The 24,079-nt window shown below is 65.1% G+C and carries 26 protein-coding genes, 1 tRNA gene and 3 pseudogenes; 15 read left to right on the top strand and 15 right to left on the bottom strand.

What is annotated here, in order from left to right:
- Window positions 1-71: 71 nt before the first annotated feature.
- The 3 genes from ACQP0P_RS34350 to ACQP0P_RS34340 all read right to left on the bottom strand — a co-directional run bounded on the left by ACQP0P_RS34350 (window position 72) and on the right by ACQP0P_RS34340 (window position 2,573).
- A complete protein-coding gene (locus ACQP0P_RS34350; protein WP_433363071.1) occupies window positions 72-1,565 on the bottom strand; it encodes a hypothetical protein in 1,494 nt (497 codons plus the stop codon).
- A 391-nt stretch (window positions 1,566-1,956) separates the two neighbouring features.
- On the bottom strand, window positions 1,957-2,193 hold the full coding sequence (locus ACQP0P_RS34345) for a hypothetical protein (RefSeq protein WP_433363068.1): 237 nt from the start codon (window positions 2,191-2,193) through the stop codon (window positions 1,957-1,959).
- 2 nt (window positions 2,194-2,195) lie between these two features.
- Window positions 2,196-2,573, bottom strand: a complete 378-nt coding sequence (locus tag ACQP0P_RS34340) for a hypothetical protein (RefSeq protein WP_433363065.1) — start codon at window positions 2,571-2,573, stop codon at window positions 2,196-2,198.
- Between the two features lie 174 nt (window positions 2,574-2,747).
- Between ACQP0P_RS34340 and ACQP0P_RS34335 the strand changes: the two genes are divergently transcribed.
- The 4 genes from ACQP0P_RS34335 to ACQP0P_RS34320 all read left to right on the top strand — a co-directional run bounded on the left by ACQP0P_RS34335 (window position 2,748) and on the right by ACQP0P_RS34320 (window position 5,080).
- On the top strand, window positions 2,748-4,034 hold the full coding sequence (locus ACQP0P_RS34335) for an XRE family transcriptional regulator (RefSeq protein ID WP_433363062.1): 1,287 nt from the start codon (window positions 2,748-2,750) through the stop codon (window positions 4,032-4,034).
- 98 nt (window positions 4,035-4,132) lie between these two features.
- Window positions 4,133-4,219 (top strand) — tRNA-Val (locus tag ACQP0P_RS34330).
- 400 nt (window positions 4,220-4,619) lie between these two features.
- Window positions 4,620-4,772, top strand: a complete 153-nt coding sequence (locus ACQP0P_RS34325; RefSeq protein WP_433363059.1) for a hypothetical protein — start codon at window positions 4,620-4,622, stop codon at window positions 4,770-4,772.
- Window positions 4,772-5,080 carry a helix-turn-helix domain-containing protein gene (locus ACQP0P_RS34320; RefSeq protein ID WP_433363056.1) on the top strand — a complete coding sequence of 103 codons (309 nt, stop codon included), beginning with the start codon at window positions 4,772-4,774 and terminating at the stop codon, window positions 5,078-5,080. Before ACQP0P_RS34325 ends, ACQP0P_RS34320 begins: the two co-directional genes overlap by 1 nt.
- A 506-nt stretch (window positions 5,081-5,586) precedes the next feature.
- Here the strand turns inward: ACQP0P_RS34320 and ACQP0P_RS34315 are convergent.
- From ACQP0P_RS34315 to ACQP0P_RS34295, 5 genes and pseudogenes are all read right to left on the bottom strand, one after another.
- On the bottom strand, window positions 5,587-6,147 hold the full coding sequence (locus ACQP0P_RS34315) for an SMI1/KNR4 family protein (RefSeq protein ID WP_433363054.1): 561 nt from the start codon (window positions 6,145-6,147) through the stop codon (window positions 5,587-5,589).
- Window positions 6,148-6,269: 122 nt separating this feature from the next.
- Window positions 6,270-7,043 carry an IS630 family transposase gene (locus tag ACQP0P_RS34310; protein ID WP_433363051.1) on the bottom strand — a complete coding sequence of 258 codons (774 nt, stop codon included), beginning with the start codon at window positions 7,041-7,043 and terminating at the stop codon, window positions 6,270-6,272.
- Between the two features lie 82 nt (window positions 7,044-7,125).
- A pseudogene (locus ACQP0P_RS34305) lies at window positions 7,126-7,215 on the bottom strand (hypothetical protein); the annotation flags it as partial.
- Between the two features lie 353 nt (window positions 7,216-7,568).
- Window positions 7,569-8,123 carry a DUF1349 domain-containing protein gene (locus ACQP0P_RS34300; RefSeq protein ID WP_433363048.1) on the bottom strand — a complete coding sequence of 185 codons (555 nt, stop codon included), beginning with the start codon at window positions 8,121-8,123 and terminating at the stop codon, window positions 7,569-7,571.
- 314 nt (window positions 8,124-8,437) lie between these two features.
- A pseudogene (locus tag ACQP0P_RS34295) lies at window positions 8,438-8,593 on the bottom strand (IS701 family transposase); the annotation flags it as partial.
- A 183-nt stretch (window positions 8,594-8,776) separates the two neighbouring features.
- On the opposite strand from ACQP0P_RS34295, the gene tnpA reads away from it, so the two are divergent.
- From tnpA to ACQP0P_RS34275, 4 genes are all read left to right on the top strand, one after another.
- Window positions 8,777-9,202, top strand: a complete 426-nt coding sequence (gene tnpA, locus ACQP0P_RS34290; protein ID WP_433362464.1) for an IS200/IS605 family transposase — start codon at window positions 8,777-8,779, stop codon at window positions 9,200-9,202.
- A complete protein-coding gene (locus tag ACQP0P_RS34285; protein WP_433363045.1) occupies window positions 9,195-10,379 on the top strand; it encodes an RNA-guided endonuclease InsQ/TnpB family protein in 1,185 nt (394 codons plus the stop codon). The genes tnpA and ACQP0P_RS34285 overlap by 8 nt, the downstream gene beginning before the upstream one ends.
- A 338-nt stretch (window positions 10,380-10,717) precedes the next feature.
- Complete coding sequence (locus ACQP0P_RS34280) at window positions 10,718-11,344, top strand: ClpP family protease (RefSeq protein WP_355564267.1); 627 nt, start codon at window positions 10,718-10,720, stop codon at window positions 11,342-11,344.
- The gene (locus ACQP0P_RS34275) at window positions 11,341-11,943 is read left to right on the top strand and encodes a ClpP family protease (protein ID WP_433363041.1); all 603 of its coding nucleotides are present in this window, start codon (window positions 11,341-11,343) and stop codon (window positions 11,941-11,943) included. Before ACQP0P_RS34280 ends, ACQP0P_RS34275 begins: the two co-directional genes overlap by 4 nt.
- A gap of 15 nt (window positions 11,944-11,958) precedes the next feature.
- On the opposite strand, the gene ACQP0P_RS34270 is transcribed toward ACQP0P_RS34275, so the two are convergent.
- Window positions 11,959-12,180, bottom strand: coding sequence for a helix-turn-helix domain-containing protein (locus ACQP0P_RS34270; RefSeq protein ID WP_433363038.1), 222 nt, complete (start codon window positions 12,178-12,180; stop codon window positions 11,959-11,961).
- 575 nt (window positions 12,181-12,755) lie between these two features.
- Here ACQP0P_RS34270 and ACQP0P_RS34265 point away from each other — a divergent pair.
- The 3 genes from ACQP0P_RS34265 (at window position 12,756) to ACQP0P_RS34255 (ending at window position 15,469) form a co-directional block, all read left to right on the top strand.
- Window positions 12,756-13,898, top strand: a complete 1,143-nt coding sequence (locus ACQP0P_RS34265) for a hypothetical protein (protein ID WP_433363035.1) — start codon at window positions 12,756-12,758, stop codon at window positions 13,896-13,898.
- A gap of 263 nt (window positions 13,899-14,161) precedes the next feature.
- Window positions 14,162-14,446 (top strand): hypothetical protein, encoded by a 285-nt coding sequence (locus ACQP0P_RS34260; RefSeq protein WP_355614145.1) that lies wholly within the window; start codon window positions 14,162-14,164, stop codon window positions 14,444-14,446.
- Between the two features lie 3 nt (window positions 14,447-14,449).
- Window positions 14,450-15,469 carry a hypothetical protein gene (locus ACQP0P_RS34255; protein WP_433363031.1) on the top strand — a complete coding sequence of 340 codons (1,020 nt, stop codon included), beginning with the start codon at window positions 14,450-14,452 and terminating at the stop codon, window positions 15,467-15,469.
- 26 nt (window positions 15,470-15,495) lie between these two features.
- On the opposite strand, the pseudogene ACQP0P_RS34250 reads toward ACQP0P_RS34255, so the two are convergent.
- A pseudogene (locus tag ACQP0P_RS34250) lies at window positions 15,496-15,956 on the bottom strand (DinB family protein).
- Between the two features lie 42 nt (window positions 15,957-15,998).
- Here ACQP0P_RS34250 and ACQP0P_RS34245 point away from each other — a divergent pair.
- The gene (locus ACQP0P_RS34245) at window positions 15,999-16,334 is read left to right on the top strand and encodes a methyltransferase domain-containing protein (RefSeq protein ID WP_433382256.1); all 336 of its coding nucleotides are present in this window, start codon (window positions 15,999-16,001) and stop codon (window positions 16,332-16,334) included.
- A gap of 53 nt (window positions 16,335-16,387) precedes the next feature.
- Here the strand turns inward: ACQP0P_RS34245 and ACQP0P_RS34240 are convergent, their stop codons facing one another.
- Both ACQP0P_RS34240 and ACQP0P_RS34235 read right to left on the bottom strand, forming a co-directional pair.
- The gene (locus ACQP0P_RS34240; RefSeq protein WP_433363028.1) at window positions 16,388-17,017 is read right to left on the bottom strand and encodes a response regulator; all 630 of its coding nucleotides are present in this window, start codon (window positions 17,015-17,017) and stop codon (window positions 16,388-16,390) included.
- Window positions 16,957-18,066, bottom strand: coding sequence for a sensor histidine kinase (locus tag ACQP0P_RS34235; protein WP_433382253.1), 1,110 nt, complete (start codon window positions 18,064-18,066; stop codon window positions 16,957-16,959). Before ACQP0P_RS34235 ends, ACQP0P_RS34240 begins: the two co-directional genes overlap by 61 nt.
- Before the next feature lie 742 nt (window positions 18,067-18,808).
- Between ACQP0P_RS34235 and ACQP0P_RS34230 the strand changes: the two genes are divergently transcribed.
- Window positions 18,809-19,549: an NPP1 family protein gene (locus ACQP0P_RS34230; protein WP_433363025.1), complete on the top strand. Its 741-nt coding sequence runs from the start codon at window positions 18,809-18,811 to the stop codon at window positions 19,547-19,549.
- 164 nt (window positions 19,550-19,713) lie between these two features.
- Here the strand turns inward: ACQP0P_RS34230 and ACQP0P_RS34225 are convergent, their stop codons facing one another.
- Entirely contained in the window at window positions 19,714-20,688 is a 975-nt protein-coding gene (locus ACQP0P_RS34225) for a quinone oxidoreductase family protein (RefSeq protein WP_433363022.1), read from the bottom strand.
- Between the two features lie 97 nt (window positions 20,689-20,785).
- Between ACQP0P_RS34225 and ACQP0P_RS34220 the strand changes: the two genes are divergently transcribed.
- Window positions 20,786-21,412, top strand: a complete 627-nt coding sequence (locus ACQP0P_RS34220) for a TetR/AcrR family transcriptional regulator (protein WP_433363019.1) — start codon at window positions 20,786-20,788, stop codon at window positions 21,410-21,412.
- A gap of 330 nt (window positions 21,413-21,742) precedes the next feature.
- Window positions 21,743-22,348 (top strand): hypothetical protein, encoded by a 606-nt coding sequence (locus ACQP0P_RS34215; protein WP_433363016.1) that lies wholly within the window; start codon window positions 21,743-21,745, stop codon window positions 22,346-22,348.
- Between the two features lie 73 nt (window positions 22,349-22,421).
- Here the strand turns inward: ACQP0P_RS34215 and ACQP0P_RS34210 are convergent, their stop codons facing one another.
- Together ACQP0P_RS34210 and ACQP0P_RS34205 are read right to left on the bottom strand one after the other, a co-directional pair.
- Window positions 22,422-23,120, bottom strand: a complete 699-nt coding sequence (locus tag ACQP0P_RS34210; RefSeq protein WP_433363013.1) for a pyridoxal-phosphate dependent enzyme — start codon at window positions 23,118-23,120, stop codon at window positions 22,422-22,424.
- A 67-nt stretch (window positions 23,121-23,187) separates the two neighbouring features.
- Window positions 23,188-23,520 carry a hypothetical protein gene (locus ACQP0P_RS34205; protein ID WP_433363011.1) on the bottom strand — a complete coding sequence of 111 codons (333 nt, stop codon included), beginning with the start codon at window positions 23,518-23,520 and terminating at the stop codon, window positions 23,188-23,190.
- Between the last annotated feature and the right edge of the window lie 559 nt (window positions 23,521-24,079).

Below are 24,079 nucleotides of genomic sequence, written 5' to 3'. Positions count from 1 at the left end.
GCAGGCCGCGCTGCGGCTCTCCGGCCGGTCGCGACCTGCGCCATCCACGCGCGAAGAATCATCCTGTTCATTCAATCGTTTGCATCGGGGGTGAGCGTGCCTTTTTCTTTGAGTGCTATCTCAGCACCATCTCGCATGGAGCGTGCAGCTTCGACTATATAACGAATGCTCTTGGCCTCATAGATGGCTTCCGTTATAAAGAAAGAAATTCCATGCAAGTCTGCACGGAATAAATTTCCCTTGCGGTCGGTTATCGAGGTTGAGATCACCAGTGAATCGTGCGGGTGCCCGTTTTTCTCGGAGGATCTTGACACCTCAAAATCGGCATCCTCTAGAGCTGTAACTATTCTACCCGGATTCCCTATTATGGCAATGATTAGGCGACCATGCATTAGGTCGAATATTGCCCTTTGGGGAATCGAGTAGAGGTAGTAAGGTAAGAATAACTGGGCCCCCTTGCTTTCATAGGTCGGTATTCCATTTATTACGATCGAATTCTTCTCCTTATTGTCGGGGTACAATATCCCTGATTCAAGAAGGTCTTGAGGAATGGCCGTCTTCTGAATGTCCTCTATGGTTACGCCGTCAGTGTTATAAAAGGCAGCATAAAGAAAGGCTCCCTCGATGCATTCGCTTGCGTAGCCCTCTGTGCGGGAGCGTCGGATCACGCGCCTTAATGGCTTCCAGTGTGAAATGGCTTCGGAATCAAACGCCATTGTAATTAATGGGCTCTCTCCCTCTATTTTGGTAACTGTCCCTTCTTTGGCTTGCTGGCGAGCGAAGGCCTTCGACATTCGGCGTGCTTGGCGCCCTACTCTACGGTCTGGGATGGGTAGCGGATTCCTGTTGACGATATCCTCAAGGCTGTTCATGTCCTGAGGGCCGGGGTCGTTGTTTGGAATCGACGCATGGCTTTCCGGAAAGTCAAACGGAACTGACGATACCATTGTCACCTCATATTCGTACTCCGTCACTTTCTCGTCTACCTGCCGCTCTCCTTTGAGATGTGTCTTCACCTCAACTGTGTGTAGCTTGCGCTCACCATCCTCAGGTTTGATAAATGTGACATCACCAATCCTGAGACAGTCTGTAACATCGTGAAGCAGAGGAAATCCCCATCCTTCGTTTGCCAGATGAGAGGAAATTGTAATTAAGCCACGGCTGCCATGGCCTTCTTGAGAAATTGGAACGGAGGCATTGGTGGAGAGGGATCGTATGACCTTCTTGTCCAGTCCTAAAAGAATCCAGGCGAATGCATCTCCAAGTCGCCGCGCATGCCATCTTGCAACCCTGAGATCCTGCAATATCTTATACTTGGATTTATCGCCACGAGTTCGCGATTTGGCATTTGAAATCGATTCCTGTATTTCACGCTGAAGTTCAAGCAACGACTCTTGGAGTTGCCAAACACCATCTGCTCCCTTGAAGCGGCCACCGATCAGTGTTTTTGCAAGCCGCTCCAGTCGGTGCAGGTAGGGCTTAGCGTCTTGTGGGCCCTCACTAGAAGTGCGGGATGCTGAGGTCTTGGCGATGGGAGGACGTGGCATACGTAGAGTCTTGCTCATCAAAGCGATGGATGGGAGTAGTTTGCCCCACACTCCTCCCATCTATCTGAGACCCTTACTCTCGCGCAGTGTGATCATTCACAGATGGCCTAGATGCCAGCCAGATTGCTCCCTACAACTGTCGGTTCAACCGCTTCATGGCTATTTCTAAGTTCCATCCGGCATTGCGCCGGCCGTCTCCACTCGGTGCCCATCAGGAACGTCCCGTAACGAGGATCAAGGGCTCTGCCGCCCTGCTTCCGGTGCTCGCGCCTGGCGGCACTGCGCTCCGGGTCAGGTTGCCACCGGATGACACGGTTACCTGGTCACGGTCATTACTGGTCGGGTACGGCAACGCGACCACGGGAGGTCTCTCGCCGCACCCGACCGGTGATCATTCGATGTGGCCGGTTTACGGCGCGCGTTTTCCGTGACTTCCCGGAGTGCGGTGGTGGCTTTGGAGGCGGGTCAGCGCGGCATCGACCAGGCGGCCGAGGTTGCCCAGTTCGTACAGCATCCGGTGGCGCTCAGCGTTCTCCCACGCCCTGATGACCGACCTGATGTCGCCCGATTTACCGGCCGTGACGATGACCTCTTTGCCGTTGACTCTCTTGGTGGCCGCATCGCCCACGATGATCCAGCCGTGCACGGTCACGTCCCCCGAGCAGCCACGATCAGGGCGACCACCTTTTCCGGATGCTCGCTTCGCACCGCCTGAAGGTCCGCGCCGTCGCGAAGAGAGACCAAGTAGCTGCCCGAGCGCGCCCCCACGGTCACCGTGGCCACGCGCCAGCCTTGCGGACCCTTCACGGTCAGCTCCGGCGGGTGTCGCTCCATCCACGACCGAAGCGGAGGCTGGTCGGGCCAGGCGGCCGCACTGTTGGCGAACAGTCCGAGACTGATCGTGTGGTGGCAGTGGGCGCGGATTCCCCGCGCGTTGAGCAGCCGCTGGACGACGGCCAGCGCCCTGTCATGGATCTCCACCGTCGCCTCGTCAACGGCGGGTGGGACGGTTCTACAGTTGTCCATGGGTCGCACCTCCAGTGTGCGATCAAGGGACCCGTACGGCGCTGAGATCGCCTGCGGGTCCCGCCATTTGCACGGTCTCTCCATCACATCGCCGCAGACACGCCCGCTGACAGTGCGACTAGGGGAGACTGAGGGAGACGAGCGGATCCCCGACTCTCCCCTGAGGAGTACGCGATGCGCGATCTTCCGGGCTGGGCCGTACGGCTACGCGCCGAACGACGGCAACGGCTGTGGACGCAGCGGGACATGGCCAAGCAACTCACTGAGGCCGCCGACGCCCGCACTCGTGAGCGCTTCCCTGAACGGGAGTCCTTGGTGCGCATGATCAAGGACTGGGAGGCGGGCAGGCACCAGCCCAAAGACCCCTACCGCGTCCTGTACTGCCGTACGTTCGACATTGATGAAGCCGAGCTGTTCGGCGATCGGCAGGCGGTTCAGGATCGTACTCCCGCCGAGGTTCTGAGCGTTCCGATCCCCGCATTGCCGTTGCCGACCATCGCGCCCGACGCGGACATGTTCGAACGGATCACCCGCACCCTTCAGCAACCGAGCCGCGTGGATCAGCAGACCGTGAAGTGGTTGGACACCTGCTTGGCTGAACACCGCAAGGTCGAAGACACCATCGGTTCTCGCCCGCTGCTCGGGATCGTGCGCCAGCAACTCGGCGTGGTGGTCGAACTGGCTCAGCACGCCCGTGGCTCGCTCGCCGACACTGTGGTTGACCTGGCCGCCCAGTACGCCCAGTTCGTCGCGTGGATGTCCCTGGACGTCGACGACCAGGCCGCCGCGCTCGCCTGGTATGACCGCGCCCATGATTGGGCATTGGAGATCGGCGACGTGAACATGGCCACCACCACGCTCAGCATGAAGGCCCACCAGGCATGGAGCGCGGGCAACGCCCGCAGGTGCGTCCGGCTCGCCGACGCGGCCCGCTGGCACGATGGCCAGGTGACGCCGGGGGTACGAGGGATGGCCGCGCAGATGGCAGCCCGAGGTCACGCGCTCGCAGGTGACGCCAGACCAGCACGCACGCTGCTGGACGAAGCCGAGGCGCTGATCCGACGAGCCGCCGAGCACGCCGACGACGAGCCGGTGTGGATGTACTTCTATGACGAGACATGGTTCCGTCTCCAGCGCGGCATGACTGAGTTGCACCTTGCCAACTGGTCGAAGGCGATCGACCTGCTGACAGATGGACTGTCCGGTCTGCCGGAGAGCTACAAGCGCGATCGCGTCTGGTATGGCTCGTGCTTGGCTAAGGCACACGCCGAGGCCGGAGACGCGGCGGCGGCCCTACAGGTGAGTCTTCCCCTCGTAGTCGACGCTGTCATGTTGAACCGCCATGCGAGCAGGGAACTGGTCGACGTCGAGGTCTTGCTTGCCGGACGCAAGTCACCTCAGGCTGTCACGTTGAAGGAGGCGCTCACAGCCGCTGGTCGTGCGGATGGAAGCACGCTCTGACCGGCTCGGACAGATGAATCTCTGGGTGACTAACTGAGTGACAACGACCACGGACGAGGCCGGACGACGGTGGATCACCATGGACCGTATGCGCAGGTGGGAGCGGGTATTGCCCATGGTCCCGCTCCCTCCCGCCTTGCCTTACAAGCGAGATGTCACTGGTTCGAACCCAGTAGTGCCCACCATCAGCTCCTCACCTGCGAAAACAGGTGAGGGCTTCTCTTTTTACCGCTTAACCACCTCGCCATGTCGCTTAGCCAGATGTCGCCTCAACACGTGAGCACACGCTTGTGTCATGCCCCCTTGGCGTCTCGGGGGGGGCGAGGTGACTCTTCGATCGTTGCCGTCGGCGATGGTTCGCTACTCTGAGTGAGGTGAGTGCGCGGAGGGAGTCTCAGGTGCATAAGCCATATGGCTTTGAGATCGAGCCGGAGGTCCGTGAGTGGCTCGACAACCTGAGCGACAGCGACTTCAAACGGGTTGACGAGGTAGCCGGTCTACTGGCGGAAAAAGGGGCTGAGCTTGGCGGTCCATGGTCGGACCATCTGGAAGGGGCAGTCTGGGAACTGCGGGTTCGGCTCCGTGATGTTGCAGCGTAGGACGATCGTGTTGCTCACGGTTTTCCGCAAGACCAAGCAGCACGATCAACGGCAGATCGACAGGGCGGTGCGGGCGCAGAAGATCTGTGAATGCGACCACCACGGGTTGGTGGCCGAGATCTATGAGAGGAAGGTGTGATGACTGGTTATCACACCCGCTGGGTGCGGCCTGAACCTGAGATCGAGGATCCCGAACGGATCATGATCCGTGAAGCGCTGGCTTTTGGTAAGGCGCTGTATGACCGGCGTGGTGCGCTTGGACTGACTGTGGCGGAGCTGGCCGAGCGTGCGGGTATGACCGAGGGTGAGATCGAGGGCATTGAGGAAGGCGGGACCGCGCCGACGATCGCCTTGCTGCGGCATCTGGCCGCGGCGCTGAACGCCGACGTTCGCCTCACCTCCGGTCATGATCTGGGGTCGGTCTGGTTCGAGCCACACGCGGCCTGATCGGCGGACACCGGTCACCCGGCGCGCAGGAATCCCGCTCGCTGCCGAGGTGCTGTGGGGAGTCACCGAAATCAGCACTGATGACAGGATGCGCAGAGAGCGCGAGCTCTGGGTGACAACGGCCACGGACGGGGCCGGACAACGGTGGACGGCCGTGGACCGTGCGCCCAGTTCAGGACCGTTGTCGTCTCTGGTTGGGCGCCTGCGACGAAGCTGTGCCGCATCTCGCGAGGGGTCCAGCCGATGCCACGGAGTCCTGCCTTCTCGATGATCTTCGTACGTCGCGGCGCACGCTGCTTGCGCTCATCGGGGTGCCCTTCGAGGTACAGAAGACGAGGCCCGCCTCTGTCCCTTTTTAAAGGCGATTCGCCTGCGGCGTCTCGCCGCGCGTCGGGCGGTCGCCGACCGCGCTGCGGCTCTCCAGTCGGTCGCGGCCAGCGCCGCCCACGCGCATGACCACCGCCATGAAGAACCCGAGACGGCGAAACTCAACGACGAAAGGGACATCAACGCGCGTATCGCATTCGCAGCTCGTCCATTGCGAGATCCCAGAAGGACCTGTAACGCTCAGCGCCGGGTTTCCATGGCGCGAGATACCAGGCTTCCCACTCACCTTCAGCGGTGCGGACGTGGGGATTGAGGAGAGCCACTCCATCATCCCAATACCCGGCCAGAAAGGTGTCGGGCACATACTCCCCTCTGTAATGAATGGAGTCCTGCTCCAGTCCGTAGACGAAGTAGAGCTCGTCGGGCACGCTCCATGAGTTCTCCTGCTTGGGTGCTGACCAGCTCTCGGCGATCGAGGGATCGACATCACGGAGCCAGCCGACTTCTTCGACACGCAGCAGGCAGCAGTCATCGTCGCTGCCCCACCCGTTGGCGAACAGGAGAAACTGCCGGTAACTCGGCGGCAGCTCCACGCCCAGCCGCTCTTCAAGCTCGCGGACCTCTGCTTCGGTAGCCGGAGGATACAGATCGCCGAGTGGACTGACCGCCGGGTGATCAGAACCCTCGGTCACCGGATGCCGTGCAGGGAAACGTTCAGACCATGCGTACTGGGCACTCATTGTGAAGAAGACCTCGTTTCGAGTGGCTGCTGCACGTGCAGCACAAAGCTAGGGCTGCCCCTCCCGATAACCTCCAGGCGTGGGACATACTGAGCCGATCATAAATTTTGGGACTATTGGTGCTACCGGCTGATGTAGGCCAGGTGCGGGTCGGTGAAGAAGGCCCGGACAATGTCGGGGCGCTTCTGCAGTCGGTGCATGCCACTGTGCATGGCCGCGGCCAACTCCTGCTCATCGGCGACCGCCTCACGGGCCGCCCGGGCCTTGATGTTCTGGCCGACCCACTCATCGGGGTTGAGATCGGGCGCATAAGCAGGCAGGAAGAACAGGCGCAACCGGCCGCCGGTACGCGCGACGAAGTCACCGACCGCCCGGGCGGTGTGGATCGAGGAACCGTCGACGATCAGGAAGATCAGCCCGGTGACGGTCCGCAACAGGTGCGCGCAAAACCCGATGAACGCCCACCGGTCCATCGAGCCGTGACCCAGCCGGTAGCGCAGCGTGCCGTCCGCCCCGACCGCCGAGAACATCTTCACCGACCGGCGTTCCGCCCCGGCCCGCACCAAAGGAGTCTGTCCGATCAGTCCCCAGGTGGTGCCATGGCGGTGATCGACGCGCATGCTCATCTCGTCGGCGAACATCACCAGCGCCTCTTTCTCGCGCGCTTGCCGGCAGATCCACGGGAAGACCACGCCCGTCCACCGGGCGATGGCCGCCGGATCACGCCGCAACGCCCGGTAAAGCGGGCGCTGCGGTGACATGCCCAGCCCGCGCAGCAGCCGACCGGCCGCCGCCACCGACACCCCGATGCCGAACCAGGCCGCGATCACCACCGCCACCAATGCCCTGGTCCACAACACCACGGCCGTGCCCAGTACCTGACGGGGGGGTGACATCACGCACCACCGCCTTGACGGTCTGCTCCTGCCCAGGTGTCAGCCGCCGTGGCCGGCCCGGCGCCTTCTTGATCCTCAGCGCCTCGTCACCGCCCGTCCGAGCCTGGCGTTTCCACCGAAACACCGATTCGCGGCCCACCCCCAGCGCCTCAGCCACCCGATCCGGTGACATGCCCCGCTCCAGCAACCGGAGGGCGAAGACCTTCTCCTCGAACGTCGCTCTGCGACCTTTCCTGGCCATACTCCCAGCATGCGCCCGCCGGAACTTGATCTCCCACCGCCACCCGATAAGTACCAAAACTTATGATCGGCTCAGTAGCCCCACTTGGTTTGGCCAGTCAAAAGGCCGCTGTCCGGTCTTCGGAGAGCGACCTTCTTGTTGTTTGCGTGTCTGAGCCTTGTATGCCACTGGCAAATTGGCTATAAGCGGACAAGGCGCATGTGGTGGTTCTCGCATGACCTGGGAGGTTCGCGGACGGCCCTTTCCCCCGCCGCGCAACGGCGTCCAGGTCCGCCGCCGTGGTGTCAGGAGACCGTCACCGAAGTGAAGCGGGTCTCGAAACCCTCGCCCCTGGGGGCCGCGCACATGACGCCCGCGAGTGCCGGGACCCCCGGAGGGAAGTAGGCGAAGCGGAGCATGGTGACCGGCGCCGCGCCGTTGAGCCCGTACCTCACGGTCACGGCGTCACCCTTGCGCTCCAGCTCCAATGTCACCGACTCCACCGGCTCGGACACCGTGAGCATCGACCAGTCGGAAAAGTCCCTGGTCACCACGGCGCTTAGGTTGATCTTCCTGTCGACGTACTCGACGCCCGCCTTGATCCAGTTCCTCTCGTCGATCCGGAGCATGGCACCGGCCTGGTCGTACCGGTCGGCGTAGGAGGCCTGGAATGTCGTGGTCACCCGCAGGTCGCCCGGCAGCGTCCTGCCGAAGATGTGGGCGGTGTCGTATATGTACCCGTAGTGGGTGACCCGCCACAGATCGGTGCGCGCCTCGGCGGTGATCCGGAGATCCTCATCCGCCGCCCACTTCGCGGGCTCGTTGATCCACTGCCACTCACTGAAATCCTGGACCGTCACGCGGTCATTTTACCGCTCGCCTCTGAGAGATCCACTGCCACTCACCGAGGTGATTTCAGCGACTTTCACGTCAGGTAGCCATGTTCGAACTGGATCACGGACTTCTACAACACCATCCGGCGGCACAGCGCCAACGATGGCCTGCCGCCCATCACATTCGAACGTCACATGATCGACAAGAGACACGTCTCATCGGCCCTGCTGAGGACCGCTGTGGCATAGAACCGTCTCCACGTTTCCAGGGGATTGACACTTGTCCGCCAGTCGTTGCATGCCATCGGGGTGGCCTCGCCGGCGTATTCGGCCAGCGATCAGCCGGTTTTGCGTTCCATGCCGGATAGCAGTCTCTGGATGCAGGTGCGGGCGCGCAAGCGTACCTCTCGCCGTCTGAACCGGCCCACCACGTGGGCGAACGCGTCATCCGGGCCGGCTTGTAGGCGCGCCGCGCTGAGGTGTTCTAATCTGGCCAATGCGGCCACCACATGATCTTCAGTTCCATCAGATCCTCCCGAGGGGACCGTCGCCTTTAGGCGACGGGGGAATCGGGAGCGGGAGGGCCGCCAAGGCCCGAGCGTGCCCTGACCTGTCTGGTCTGCGCATCAGAGATCTCCGTTCGTCGTGCATTAGATGAGCGGCGCTGTTATAAACATCATGTGACTCGTCGGATACGCACTTCTCCCGGTGCGGCGTATGACCTCGGGTACCACGTGGTGTGGTGCCCGAAGTACCGCCGCCCGGTCCTTGGCGGGCGGGTGAAGGACCGCCTGGAGGAGCTGATCCGCACCAAGGCCGACGAGCACGGGTGGGAGATCGTGGCGCTTGAGGTGATGCCCGACCACGTGCATCTGTTCGTCAAGCCCAACCCGAAGAACTCGCCGTCGTACGTGGCCAACCAGTTCAAGGGCTTCACCTCCCACCACCTGCGCGCCGAGTTCCCGCACCTGCGCTCCCAGCTGCCCACGCTGTGGTCGCGGTCGTACTTCGTGGCCACGGTCGGCGCGGTGTCGGCCGAGACGGTGCGGCGCTACATCAACACTCAGTACGAGCGCACCTCCAAAAGTGGTGGTGCTCGTGCGTAGGTCGTTCAAGTTCCTGCTCCGCCCCACCAGCAGGCAGGCCGCCGCGCTGACCGCCTGCCTGGACGACCACCGCGCCCTCTACAACGCCGCGCTGGAGCACCGCCGCACCGCCTACGCCAAAGCGGGCGTGAGCATCCGCTACGGCGAGCAGTCCGCCGACCTGAAACACATCCGCGCCGATGACACCGGCGGTCAGGGCCGGTGGTCGTTCTCCTCCCAGCAGGCCACCCTGCGCCGCCTGGACAAGGCGTTCGCCGCGTTCTTCGCCCGCGTCAAGGCCGGGCGCACCCCGGGGTTTCCCCGCTTCAAGGGCAAGGGGTGCTTCGACACGGTGACCTGGCCCAAAGACGGCGACGGCTGCCGGTGGGACTCCCAGCCCGAACACCCTACCGCCACCTACGTGCGTCTCCAGGGTGTCGGGCATATCCGCGCCCACCGGCACCGGCCGGTGCGCGGCACCGTCAAGACGATCAGTGTCAAGCGGGAAGGCTCCCGCTGGTACGTCGTGCTGTCGTGCGACGACGTACCTGCCGAACCCTTGCCCGCCACCGGCGCGGTCGTCGGGATCGACCTGGGCGTGGCCTGGCTGGTCACCACCAGCGACGGCGAGCACCTGGACAACCCGCGCCACCTGGCCGCCTCCGCCGAGCGCCTCGCCGTCGCCCAGCGGAACCTCGCCCGCAGGAAACGCGGCTCCACGCGGCGCCGTAAAGCGGTGGCGCGGGTCGCGGCCCTGCACGGCAAGGTCCGCCGTCAACGCCTCGACGGCGCACACAAGGCCGCACTCGCGCTGGTCCGCGACTACGACGTCATCGCCTGCGAGGACCTGCGGATCGCGAACATGACCCGCTCGGCGTCCGGCACCGTCGAGGTGCCCGGCCGCAATGTTGCCCAGAAGTCCGGCCTCAACCGTTCGATTCTCGACGCGGGTTGGGGGGTGTTCTTGACGATCCTGTCGCACAAGGCTGAAAGCGCCGGTCGAGAGCTGATCGCGGTGAACCCCGCCAACACCTCCCGCACGTGCGCCCGCTGCGGGCATGTCGCGAAGGAGAACCGCCTCGCCCAGGCCACGTTCGTCTGTCAGCGGTGCGCTCATGCGGCGCACGCCGACGTCAACGCGGCGATCAACATCCTGCGGGCAGGGCTTGCCCTTCGCGACGTCGCGCAAGCGGCTTAGCGAGAAGCCGCTCCCTTCAGGGAGCGGAGGAGTCACTACACCTGAATGATCACAGCGGTGGCCGTCCGTCGTAGTTGTGGCCCTAGCCCTACGGCTTCACATGCGCACAAGCTTGCCCAATCTCACGATCTGCGACTGGAGTATTAAGCGACGGCTGGCGTCAAACTAAGCAAATCCGCAGGGAAAGGCGTGGGCGGCAGGAGGGCGCGCCCGCCCCAGTAGATTCCCGACCGCAATGCTACGAACCGGGCCGGAAACCGAGTTCTCTCTGCTCAGAGCAGATCTGCCTCAGGCAGATCGTGTCGACGCCGATCCGGATCGCCCCACATGATGGACGCATGGGTGAAGAATCGAAACTTCCACTGTTCAACGCGCGGGTAAGGCATCAGCTTTACGAGCGGCGTGTTCTCGTTCTCGACGGCCCTCTCGATGATGACAATGGGACGTTGCTCGCCACGCAATTGATAGCACTCGCCACGCAGGATGCGTCGACCGATATCGCATTGTGGATTCACTCCCCGGGCGGCTCGGTTCCATCGATGCTTGCGATCCGTGACATCATTCGACTCATTCCCTGTGACGTATCGACCCTCGTTCTGGGCATCGCCTACAGCGCTGGGCAATTCTTGCTGTCATCGGGTACCCGAGGGAAGCGCCGCGCTCTGCCGCACGCACGTGTCCTGATGCACCAAGGCTCGGCGGGAATCGGTGGCACCGCAGTCGACATCGAACTGCAGGCCGGCGACCTTCGGCATACTCGCGACACGGTGCTCGGTCTTATCGCCGAGGACACGGGTCAGCCCGTAGAGCGTATATTCGAGGATTCTCTGCATGATCGCTGGTACACAGCGCAAGAGGCACTGGACTACGGCTTCATAGACGCAATCGTCCAGAGCTTCAACGAAATCGCGCCACACAATCGCCCACGGCCTGGATTCGGCGTCACCGAAGGAGTCGGTCAGTGACCACGTACACGATCCCCAACGTCATCGCCCGGGATTCTCGTGGCGAGCGGATCATGGATGTCTACTCGCACCTGCTCACCGAGCGAATCGTCTATCTGGGAACCGCAATTGATGCGGGCGTCGCGAACGCGCTCGTCGCGCAGCTTATTTTTCTGGAGTCAGACAACCCCGATGCCGACATACAGTTCTATATCAACTGCGAAGGCGGGGACCCGAGCGCAATGCTCGCGATATATGACACCATGCGCTATATCCGCCCGCGGGTTGAGACAACCTGCGTTGGACAGGCCATCGCGGTGGGTGCCGTCCTTCTCGCCGCAGGCGCCGAAGGAAAACGTGCCGCTCTCCCGCACGCACGAGTGATCCTGCACCAACCGGCTGCTCAGGGGCGCGGAACGATCCCCGATCTCATCTTGCAAGCCGACGAGGTCGTCCGTGTCCGAGCAGACATCGAGCGCATACTGTCACGGCACACGGGCCAGACTATCGAGACCCTACGCGCCGACACTGATCACGATCGCGTGTTCACCGCGACCGCGGCCTTGGAGTACGGGCTCCTCGATGAGATCATCGAGGAGCATTCACAGGCTCGTGGATGATCCCGGCAGGCCACGCTACGCGGCCAGAGCATACGCCGCCGAGCAGGTAGCACCTCTCGACGTGCTGCTCTGAGCAGACCGCAAGCTCTCGGCAACGGCAAGGGTCAGATCGACCAGGGTGACATCCAGCGCGCCGGCGACCGCAGCGATCATTTCGCTCGATGGCTCTTTGAGGCCTCGTTCCATCTCGGAGAGATACTGCGGCGAGACGCCGGCGCGACGCGCCGTCTCGCTCAACTTCTCGCCCCGCTCGTGACGAAGACCTCTGAGACACTCACCGAGTGCGTGCCGCCACAGCGGCTCACGAGCCGGAGACGGCTTGGGATCGGTCCGATCGATCGCCGGACGTAGCGGCGGGACAGAGGAGGCCATGCCTCACCATAGGTAGAGGGCGCGTTCGAGTTCTGCTGGCTTCGCGCAGAGCAGAACCGTCCCCGCCTCCTCCGTCCCGGACCTCGGGGCCGGTGAGGATCGCAACTCGAACTCTGATGTGCGAGCCGAACTGACATCGCTGGAGGGCGAGCAGCACGTCGTATGTGCGTCGTTATACGTGGCGGGATGGGCGCTGAGGCCGAACTATTGCAGGTCAGGCCCTATGTGACAACCCATGGACAGGGCTCTGTAAAACCGTCGGCTCAGCCTGTGCGGATCCCTTGGGCCAAGGGTTTGCGGCATCTCAGCCTGAGCAATGTCAGTCGGACGGAGCATCCGGGGGCGTTCGATGCCCAGTTCACCACAGGTCGATGCGCTGACCTGTGATCACTAGCGTCTGATCGTCTGAAGTCATGCACTCCGATGATCAGGAGGCCGGTATGCCGTGCTTGCTCGATGAGCTGGACGACAGCGTTTACATCAGCTACAGGCAGTTCATGCTGCACGGCGTGCGCCGGTTGCACAGCGCGGAGCCGGCGAACGTGATCGTCGAGATGGAAGACCAGGTCTATGTGTATCTCTCGGACGGCAGGTGCCGGATCGAGGCCTGGGATGAGGAACCGCCCGCGCCTGACGGGTCCTGGCAGGCAATGGCGAAGGCACGATGCGTGGCGGACACCGGCGTGGTCGGACTGTCCAGCTTGATGTCCGGCGGGTCGGGGCGGAGAATGCTGATCGGACCGCCCTTTTTCGAGTACGGCCTACGCATCTTCGCCGGGGCTCAGGGGCTTCTGCTGAGATTCTGGCCGATCAAAGATGTCTTTGATCCCACACAGCATGCCCGGCCTGCCGGACTCGCCTCAACACTTATCCCTGCCGACGTCGTTGAGGTGCGGTCGCAGTTCGGAGACTGGCCGTCCTCCAGGCCCTTGCCCGCACCTCCCACGTCCCGGGGCCGGGCCGCGATGGGAAGGGGACTCTCCAACCTGGTACCGCCTGGCCTCCTGCCTGCTGAGCTGACAGCCGATCAGGGCGGCGACTCCCCGGAGACCGAGGGCGTCGATCGGGAGGCTGACATGTCGCCGGAGTGGCGGGAAAATCAGCGGGAGGCAGAGGAGGACCAACGCCAGGTCGACGAGCTGCTCGGTGATCTACGTTGGAAAGTGCTCACTCACGCGCCGTTCGACCTCATGGAATGGCCCGAGGAAAGTCGCGACCGCTACCTGAACGAGCTGCGCTCCGGAGTGCGGATCGCCAAGCGTCTCAATCCGGACGGCATGCGGACCTTCCGGCTTCGTGGCGAGGACATCCAGCTCTCCACCGGTCGCGCACCCGGGTTGTCCTGCCGGGCGTGGTGCTGGGGTGCTGAGGATGAGCCCTGGGGTGACACCCTCATGACCTCACGTGAGGTGCTGGCCCGCGACGTGCTCGGACGCAGACAACTGATCACCGGAATCGTGACGATACTGCGCGGTGAGAACGGTGTGGTGGAGGTGCGCGACGCCATGGGACCCGAGATCGAGCGAGTGATCGCGGCTGAACGCACATGGGCGGAGACCCGGGAGTCAGCTTCTCGGCCGTAAACGACCGAGAAGCTGACCTGTTCGGCAGACACCTCACGCTCCAGCTGGCCCACGAGCCTGCGCACGCAGGTGGACGCGACGCCAATAACAAATCAACCTCTAACCGCAGGACCTGGCTTGCCTGTTGGTGCTCCGGCTTCTTGATGTGTTGATGGGACTTCGGAGAATCTGAAGGTCTATCGTCCTGGTCGTTCGTCTTGCTGTGAGGTGAGGGCGAGGCGGCAGGGGGCGGCGCTGGCGGTGGTGCGAGATCTTCGGGTGGCTTGGTCCAGGTGGCGATGGGCTGCCAGCAGCATCACCTGCATCTGTTCGGCAAAGGCGATACCGAGTACAGCGACAACGCCCGTGATGAGACGGCCCTTGAGCAGCAACTAATCGGTGGCGATAGCTGCGACCACCGGAAGGAAGGCGACAACCCACATCAGGATCACCCCATGACCATATGCGCATCCGGTGATCGACCGGCGAGTGCCGAAGGGCACCTCTGCCGGCCGCAGGGGGTGCCGAACGGCATCTGGTCCACCAGCCGGCCGGGCCGGGAGGCTTGACGCATGAAATCCTTCACTTCTGGCCGGTACGGCTACGCGGCCGCGCTGTGGGCGCTGCTCTACGGTGCGCTCGGCGCCGGATGGGCGCTGGGGATGCCCGGCTTCCCCTGGGGCGCCGAGGACCCCGACCTCGACGGGCAACTGTCGATCCTGGCCTGGACGACCCCGAGCTTCGGATGGTGGATCGTCGCCTTCTCGGTGATCATCGCGGTGACGGCGCTGGCGCTGAACCGCAGGAGCAGCAACCGAGCGCCGTTGTTCCTGGCCTGGCCGAGCGCCGCGCTCCTGATCCTGGTGATCCCCGACTTCCGGGTGATGATGGGTGTCGCCTACACGCCGCTGCTGCTGGTCGCCCCCGTCTTCGGCTGGGACCTGGGCGGCACCACGCTGGCCGACGCCTGGACCTGGCCGGTGCTCAACCAGTTCGTGTGCGCGTTCGGCGGTCTGCTGCTGGCCGCCGCGGCCCTGGCCTACACCCGCGACCAGAAGCGCAAGAGCTGGTTCATCCCGGAGCGCGGGCGCATCGCGGTGTACGTGGCGGTCGCGGTGCCGTTGTTCTACTGCGCCACCCGGTGGGCATGGGTGCTGGGCATCCCCCTCGGCGTGAGCGAGGGCTTCCTGGCCGACGCCCCGCAGAGCCTGTGGCTGGCGGGCGCCTACCTGGCCACCTTCGGCGCGTGCGGCGGCGTGCTCACCCTGGGGCTGACCCAGGGATGGGGAGTGACCTTCCCGCGCTGGATGATCGGAGTGCGCGGCAAGCGAGTGCCGCCGCTGATGGCGGTCATCCCCGCCGGGTTCGTCTCGATCATCGTCACCGTGGCCGGGATCACCTACATCAGGTCGACGATCGCCGGCCGGTTTTCCTGGGCCGACTGGGGGGCCTGGCTGCCGGAATGCTTCTGGCCGGTCTGGGGCGCCGCCCTGGCCATCGCCACCGTCTGCTACTACGAGCGCCGCAAGTCGGACGAGCAGCAGGCGGGGGCCGCCCACGCGGTCCTTGCCGGCGACAGCGCCGGGCGCTGAACCTCACGCGAGCGGTACGGGGCCTCTCACAGGCCCGCCGCTCCGTCGATGCGCTCGCGGAGCAGGTCAGCGTGGCCGTTGTGCCGGGCGTACTCCTCGATCATGTGAATGAGCACCCAGCGCAGCGACACCGTTCCGCGCCAAGCGTCCTCCCGGTGAGGTCGAGGTCGGCCGCGGCGGCGACGTAGCTGTCGGCGAAAGCCACCTCCTCCCGCCACGCCTGCCAGGCGGCGGCGACGGAGGCGGGGTCGGCGACGGCGACGTCGAAGTCGCCGTCGGGGTTCTGGGGAGAGGAGAAGCGGGCAGGCGCGTCATGCCCGGCCATCACCCGCCGGAACCAGCGGCGCTCCACGTCGGCCAGGTGACGGATCAGGCCGAGCAGCGAGAGCGTGGAGGGCTCCACCGACCGCCAGGCCAGTTCGGCCTCCAGGCCCGCGCACTTCAGCTCCAGCGTCGCGCGGTGCGAGTCGAGAACGTTGCGGAGCATGCTCCGCTTGTCGCCGGTGGCGGGATAGCTGAAGCGACGCTCATGCTCGCCGGCGAAGAACTCGGCTCTTCTGCTACGGCCGGAGTTGCTCAAGGTCTATGTCCCTTTCCTTATGCGGACGCGAATGACCTGCCTTTCGGCGACGAGTCCTTCGATGCCGTCACGCACGGCTGTCTCCTGCGGAACGTGGAGAATGTCGAGCGCGTGCTCGAAGAGCAGTGCCGTGTGCTCAAGCGCGGAGGCCGGGCCGTCATTCTGGAGACCTGCCCGCCTCGCGGACTGCTGGCCAGTCGCCCCGAGCGCCTGAGCCGACCCCGGAGGTTGGGGGTGCGGTATTGGGCCAGTGTTCGCCGCTTCCCTGGCGGATCGGCAGTATGACGCCGGCATCGGCCCTATCGGTGCGCGCAGCCGCGTGCGGGCATGGTCCGCGATCAGGGCTCGGCTCTGCCGGTCGCCCATGCCCAGGCCGCGATGGCGACGCGGTTTCTGCTGCCGGTCTTGCGCTGGATGGTCGCGATGTGGTTCTTCACGGTCCCCGGGGAGAGGAAGAGTTCCGCAGCGATCTCGGCGTTGGTCCTGCCGTACGCGAGTAGTGCCACGACCTCGTCCTCCCGCTCGGTGAGGACGACGTTCGGTGTCTGGTGCGGCAGGCCGTGGCGGCGCAGCAGCCGGACGGTGAGCTGCGGGCTGATCAGCATGTCGCCGTTCATCGCGGCCCTGATGGCCTCGATGAGCAGGGTGGGGCCGGAGCGTTTGAGGATGAACCCGGCGGCGCCGTGCTGCAGTGCCGCGTGGACGTACTCGTCCAGACCGAACGTCGTGACGATCACCACGTGGATGTCGGTGCCGGCGAGGGTGCGGGCCACCTCGATGCCGTCGGCTCCGGGCATCCGGATGTCGGCGAGCACGACGTCAGGTTCGATCGCCTTGGCGGTGTCGATTGCGGTGCGGCCGTCGGCGGCCTCGGCCACGACGGCCATGTCCGGCTGGGCGTCGAGAATCATGCGGAAGGCGCTTCGGATGCCTTCCTGGTCGTCGGCGATGAGGATGCGGGTGGACACTCCGGCGATTGTGCCAGCACCAGATACACGGTCAGCGACCACCCACCGCGTACCGCCCTTGTGACCAGTTCGCCGCCCTGCGCCCGGACAAGCTCGGTCAAACCGGGCAGGCCGGACCCGCTACGCCGGCCGTCTCGCGCTCGCGTCACGCCGTCGTTGGTCATCGTGATCTCCAGGCGGCCGGGTACGGCGCTGACGTCCAGGTCGACGCGGCCGGCCCGGGGAGCGTGCCGCCGGACGTTGGTGAGGCCTTCGACCACGATCCGGTAGGCCAGAGCGGCCGTCTCCGGCGGGATCGCCACCTGCCGGTCCAGTTGCGGGTCCATGCGCAGGTGGACCGGCGCGGGTCCGGCGACGGAGAACCGTTCGGCCGCCTCACGGATGCCGCTGAGGCCACCGGTGGAGGTGAGAGGCCGGTCGTGGTGGAGCATGTCCAGGGTACGGTCCAGCATCGACATGGCGCGCTGGCCCGCCACCTCGACGCGTTCGAGCGCCTGCCGCGGATCACCCGCGATCCTGCCCGCCTGGGCGTGCGCCACCATTTCGCTGATGTCGTGAGCAACGAAGTCGTGCAGGTCTCTGGCGAGCTGGAGTCGCAACGCGGTTCGGGTGTCGGCCACAGCGCGGGCCTGCCGTACATCGAGAAAGCGCAGGTAACCCCCCACCGCGGCGGCAAGGACCGCACCCGCCCCCCAGAACGCGCACACGCCCAGCCCTTCCAGCGGTGAGGCCGGCGTGAAGAAGCGCAGCAGCCAGGTGGCCGCGGCCATGCCCGCCACGGGCGCGGCCAGCGCCGCCCGCCGAGCCGACGCGTACCGGGTGATCAGGCCGGCCAGCGTCATGAGCGCCAGGCTCTCGATCATTCCCAGCACGGCGGCACCCGGCTCGGGCCGCACGACGCCAATGACGTGAGCCAGCGTGACGGCCAGCGAGCCGACCGCACCCACACACGTCAGCGTGGGCAAACGCGACCGCGGCGCCGAGCACGACAGCGCCACCACCACCACTGTCACGCAAACCAGCAGCGACAGTGACACGGCGATCCACATCAAGCCCACCGGACCGACGATACGTGCCCATGCCCCCCGGCCACAGGTGCCGTTCGGTACTCTCACCGGCGGCCGAAGGTGCCGAACGGCACCTGGTCCGGCTGGGCCACCCTCCGGCGACGCTCATCACCTGAACATCATGACTTTCCCCTGGCGAGGCTACGCGGCGGCGCTGTGGGCGCTGCCCTACGGCGCGCTCGGCTCTGCGTGGGGACTCGGGCTGCCCGGCTATCCCTGGGGTGCCTCCGATCCCGACCCGGACGCCGCGCTGTCGATCCTGGCCGGGACGACACCGCGCTTTGGATGGTGGATCGCCCCCAGCGCCCCGCGCACCATGTGGACGTCCTCTGTCAGGAGGACCTTCAGGCTGCGATCGCCCTCCCCCCGGACCCCGGCGACCCTGCTCCTCCGGGAGGCGATTCGTGAGCCTTCGCTTGTGGTTCACCTTTCGACCGTCGCCGATACATGTTGGCGTCATTTGATCTAAGGACCTTGATCAAGCGTTGGTTCCGTGGTGCCGTGAAAGTGCGAGGCATGCTCACATCGGCGCGGAGAACGCCGCCGACGCCCCACCACGCCGACGCGCCGTCAGGTCATGGAGCCAGTCCTTCGAGAAAGCGGAAGAATGCGAAAACTGTCGTCATTCACGTCCATCGCGAGGGCATCGAAGTCAGCGACCGTGTCAGAGAGGAGCACATCCTCCCCTACGTTCTTCACGCGCAGGCGTTCCCGGCTCGGGATCGTGCTCGGCGCCACCGCTCTGGGGGTCGTGATCCCCGCGTCGGCGGCCCATGCCGCGCCGCCACAGAACCTGCCCCAGTCGGCCGGAGGGTACGAGGCCTCGTTCTCGCCGGCCTACGACTACGACGGCGACGGCTGCTACGCCACCCCCGCCATCGGGCCGGACGGGACCCTCGCTCCGGGGCTGAACCCGACCGGCGCGGTCAACGGCAACTGCCGTGACCAGTCAGACCTGGACAACTCACAGACCTACGCCCGTTCCACGTGCAACAACGGCTGGTGCGCCATCGTGTACGCCAGCTACTTCGAGAAGGACCAGGCGCTGCCCGGCATCAGCCTCGGCGGCCACCGTCACGACTGGGAACACGTCATCTCCTGGGTCAACCAGGCCTCCAACCAGGTGGAGTACCTTTCGACCACGCAACACAGCAGCGTCGTGACCTATCCGCGCTCGCAGGTGCGCTTCGACGGGTCGCATCCCAAGGTCGTCTATCACAAGGACGGGGTGTCCACGCACTTCTTCCGGCTCGCCAACGGCAATGACGAGCCGCCGGAGAACCACTACCACAACTGGCGCTATCCCCCGCTCGTGGACTGGAACGGCTGGCCCAGCACCTGGCTGCGCGACAGGCTGATGAACGCGAACTTCGGCGCCGCGACCATCAAGATCAACGACGGCAGGTTCGGGGACCTCCTCTCGCGCGCCAAGCCGAGTGGCATCCCCTTCGACCCCTGGGCCTGACGAGCCCTCCTACCAGGGCATCCGCGGCTCGGCCGCCTGATCGGCCGACCCGGTGAGCGCTCGTGGTGACCGTACCGGCTGTTCCCGCCCTGTGACAGATGATCAAAACGAGGTGATAGGTTCCGCCTTTCCAGGCAACGTGATGTGCCCCGAGTTCTGTGGAGTCAGGGTATGAGCAGGACGCGGCCGAGCTGGGAGCGGCTCTCCATGATCCGGTGTGCTTCGGCCGCCTCGTCGAGCGGCAGCCGGGCGTGCAGCGCGGCGCGCAGTCTGCCCTCAACCGCGTGCCGCGCGACCTGGTCCATGTCCTCGCGTGCCTGCTGCGGCGCGGCCGCGCGCCAGGCGAGCAGCGAGAACCCGGCCACCGATCTCATCGCGAACAGGCTGGTCAGCGGGATGTCGGTGGCTTCGCCGCCGGCCGCTCCGTAGACGACGGCTCGGCCGAACGGCGTCAGAAGGTCGAGGCTGCGCAGCAGGACGCGGCCGCCGACGGAGTCCAGGACGACGTCGACTCCTCCTGGCGCGGCCTCGCGCACCCGTTCTGGCCAGTCCTCCGCGGAGTAGTCGACGGCCACGTCGGCGCCGAGTGTGCGGGTGAAGTCCAGCTTGGCGGGGGAGCCGGCCGTGGCGATCACGGTGCCGGCGCCAGCGATCTTGGCGAGTTGCACGGCCAGATGGCCGATGCCTCCCGCGGCGGCGTGGACGAGCACGGTCTCGCCGGGTGACAGCCGGGCGGCGCGCAACGTGCCCAGCGCCACGGGGGCGCCCATCGGCAGCATGCTCGCGGTGGCGTCGTCGATTCCCTCCGGCACGGGCGCGAGCCACCCGGCGTCGGCGAGGACGTGGTCGGCGAAGGCGTCCTCGGCCAGCGTGGCGACCCGCCGGCCGGTGAGGGCGGGGTCGACGCCCGGCCCCACCGCGTCGACCGTGCCGACCACGTCGCCGGTGAGCACGGCGGGCAGTTCGCGCCGGTAGATTCCGCCGGTGTCCGGCCCCTGACGGAACTTCACGTCGACGAAGTTGGCGCCGATCGCCTCGGCGCGGATGCGCACCTGGCCGGGGCCCGGGCTTGGGGTCTCCGCCTCCTCCATGGTGAGCACCTCGGGGCCGCCGTAGGCGTGGTAACGGATTCGGCGCATGTCGTCCTCCCGCATCGAGGGTAAAGTGGACCTGAGGTCAAGTTCGGTGCGAGCGTACTTGACCGGCGGTCCAGTTGTCCATGGGAAAGAGGAGCCGATGATCGAGGAGCGTCGCGAACGCGCTGACGCGGCACGCAACCGTCGCGCCATCCTGCGTGCCACCGAGGACCTTCTCGCCCGGCACCGGCCCGAGCAGATCTCCATGGAACAGGTCGCCGCCGCAGCCGGGGTCGGTAAGGGCACGGTGTTCCACCGTTTCGGCAGCCGGATGGGGCTGATGGTCGCGCTGATGCAGGAGCGGGCCTACGCCCTGGAGGAGGCCGTGGCGAGCGGACCTCCGCCGCTGGGGCCCGGCGCCCCGCCCGAGGAGCGACTGATGGCCTTTCTGGACGCGATCGTCGATGTCGTCGGCCGCAACAAGGGGCTCCTCGCGGCGCTCGGCCACGCCGCTACGGCGGCGCCCCGGCCGGAGTGGAAGGAGCACGGCGAGCACCGGGACGAAGACGGCGACCACCCCGTATACCGGTTCTGGCACGGTCACACCAGTGCGCTGATCGCCGCGCGGCGCCCCGATCTGGACGGGGAGTTGCTGGCCCACATCCTGCTGGGCAGCCTCCAGAGCGAGCCGGTTCTGCGGCTGCTGGAGCGCGGAGAGGCGACGCGGCTGGCCGCGTCGCTGCGCGTCATGGCCTCTGGGATGCTCGCGGCCCCCGCCCTTGCCTGAGGTCGACCCGGTCGAGTCGGCCAGTGGGCCGCCTACGGTCCTGTCATCGCAGGCCGGGGGGGTGGCGAGATGAGAAACGGGTGGTGCGGCTGAAACCGTGGGAGGTCGGTGACGAGCCGCGGGCTGTCGTCGAACAGACCGCTACCGAAGAAGCAGCGCCGGACCCGCCGGCCGGGCCGTAAACGGCCGGGGGACCGCCTCACGTTGCAGGGGCATCTGTGTTCGTGCTGCACACCGATCATCCGGCGGCGAGGACTCGTTGTCTTGTCCAAGGATGGTGTCCAGCGGGATCCAAGCCGGCGACAAGTGATGATCGGTAACTTGCCCGGAATGAGAAAGCGATCTTCTGCCCTCGTCGTGCTGGCCACGGCCGCCCTGCTCGCTGCTCCCACCGCCGCCCTGGCCACGGCGAACTCGCCGGCGGCGGCTCCGGCGGCCGCGTCGGCTTCCGGGACCAAGACCCTCTCCTTCCGGGGGATGAACCTGAAGATTCCCGCTACCTGGAAGGTGTACGACTACACGGACCGGGTCCTGGTGGCGACCGGTAGCTGCAAGGTTCCCGAGCCCTTCGCCCCGAACTGCCGGGGGTTCTGGCTGTACGGCCCGAAGGTGATCGCCTACGGCGCCGAGGGCCGCCGTTACACCGGCGAGAAGCCGTTCGTCCCGGCCAGCGGGGCGCCGGCGGGCTGCCCCTTCGAGTACGGAAGCATCCAGGTGACCGGCAAGGCCACCTCGACGGGGCCGCGCCAGGTCGGGCGCGGGCACAAGGCGAAGTACACCGCCTGGGCCGGCCGGTGCGTGAAGCAGAGTAGCGGCCGGCAGGCGGAGAGTTTCACCCAGCGGGAGTGGTTCCTGCCAGAGTCGAAGATCGTCGTAGTGGACGTATGGGGCGACCAGAAGCTGCCGGGCCTGCTGAAGAACGCCGCTTGGAGCTGACCTGAGAACAGGGAGCGGTCCGGACCTCCTGCTCCCCGCCGAGCCCGCTCTCACTCCCCGTTGAGGGCACGTCTCACCCGGTCCAGTCCCCAGGCCGAGGGTGGCCGTCATGGGAAATCACCAACACCTGCTCTGGATTGCTATAGGTGTTCGCGTACCTCAAGAGTGAATCCAGAGCACCCGAACCGGAGTTTTCGGATGGGATGGGAAGCGGGATTTCCTCCTGGTAACGATGAAAAAGGTCCTGGTAACCCAGATTCTGGAGGGCATGGTTCCTCCAGCCGGGAACGGGATCGTCCGCCCTGGCTTGCAGTCCCATGACTGAATATCCCCGCGGAGTAAAGACGCGGTGCAATCCCGCGACAGTGGCGCCGGTACCGAATCCGCACATCAAATAGCGAATTTCCGGCCAATTCGCACGGACTTCCCGCAAAAGCTGCGACCCCCATAGCTCCACGCACCTCACCAAAGCCGCGTTGGTGAACTGCCTCGGCCAGAACCAACCCTCCTGCTCGCGCTGAAGGCAAAGCTCGTGAGCCTCCTTGAGGCTCATGATCGTCTGCACCTCGCCGCGGAATCCGCGCCTCATGAGATGATCGTGACCGGAGGCATCCGTGATGGCGACGGTCGGCAGTCCTCTTTTTCTCCCGAGCAGATCCAGGGCAAGCGCGGTTGACGAACCGGAGATCTCGGCGAATCCTCGGATATCTTTCGGAACCGCTTCAAGGAAAAGCTCGTACGTCAGGTATTTGAGGCTTCCCGATTCGCACATGCCCCCCAGAGCACGGCCGGGCCGTTCCCGTCAGGTCGGGTGAGGGCGAAAGGTGCATTCATGGCGTTCACGCGGGGACGACCGAGCCTCGGACATAATGGTAGTCAAAGAAATCCACGTACAGGTACTCGGGGTAGGACACCATCTGATCCCGTCCCAGGAGGATGGCACGCATGATCTCGCTCACCATCATCCCGGCCGCGGTGGTGGCTCCGATCACGCACGTGGGAGCGTGCCCGCGCCCGGCGAAGCAGGCATCCCAATGCTTCTGTACGGCATAGCTGCCGAGCCTGGGGATGATCTTGGGTAAATCGATACGCCCATCCGGAAGCATGTAGAGATCCTGGTAAAGAGGCGCTTCGGGCTGGAAAACCGGCTCTTCGATTTTGAGGGTGAACATCCCCCTCAAAATCGAAGAGCCGGTTTCCTTGCCGGGGTCACGTACAACGGCAGGACCGTCATGAACTTCCTGCGGGCTCGGCCTGCTCCATGGCCGAATCCCGCGGCACGCATGTCATCGAATGCCGGGAGACCTGGTGAAGGTGCCTGTCCGGCACCACGTGGTCTTCCGTCATGGAGCTCGCTGAAACACATTCTTGTCCACGCGGCGGATCCCGGGTTTCCCTGATTCGCTTGGTGGTGATCGTTTCCAGGGCCTGTCTGGTTCTTCGTGCAGGAAGGCCGTCATCGTTCTCTTTCTTGCAGTAATTGATTTACCTGCCGCGGCGGCCTGATCTGCATTGGAATTTCGATCGTCTTTGCCGTGGCGTGAAACCGGTCACTTCGCGGCAAGATTGTCCAGCCCTGGTTGAGGAATACTTGGAGTCTTCTTGAGGGAGCTCCGTATGCCCTGGTCATAGGGGGCAGGCGAGGCGGGACCACGGACGGGGTGGGGGTTGTTGGACGTGGCTCCCCCTCATACCGTGATATCCGTATCGGTCGATCTGGCGCGATCCGAT

The organism is Streptosporangium sp. CA-115845 (genome assembly GCF_050943795.1).
In the GTDB taxonomy this organism is placed as follows: domain Bacteria; phylum Actinomycetota; class Actinomycetes; order Streptosporangiales; family Streptosporangiaceae; genus Streptosporangium.
The sequence above is the reverse complement of the archived record's forward strand: the minus strand, read 5'-3'. Positions and strand labels throughout refer to the sequence as shown.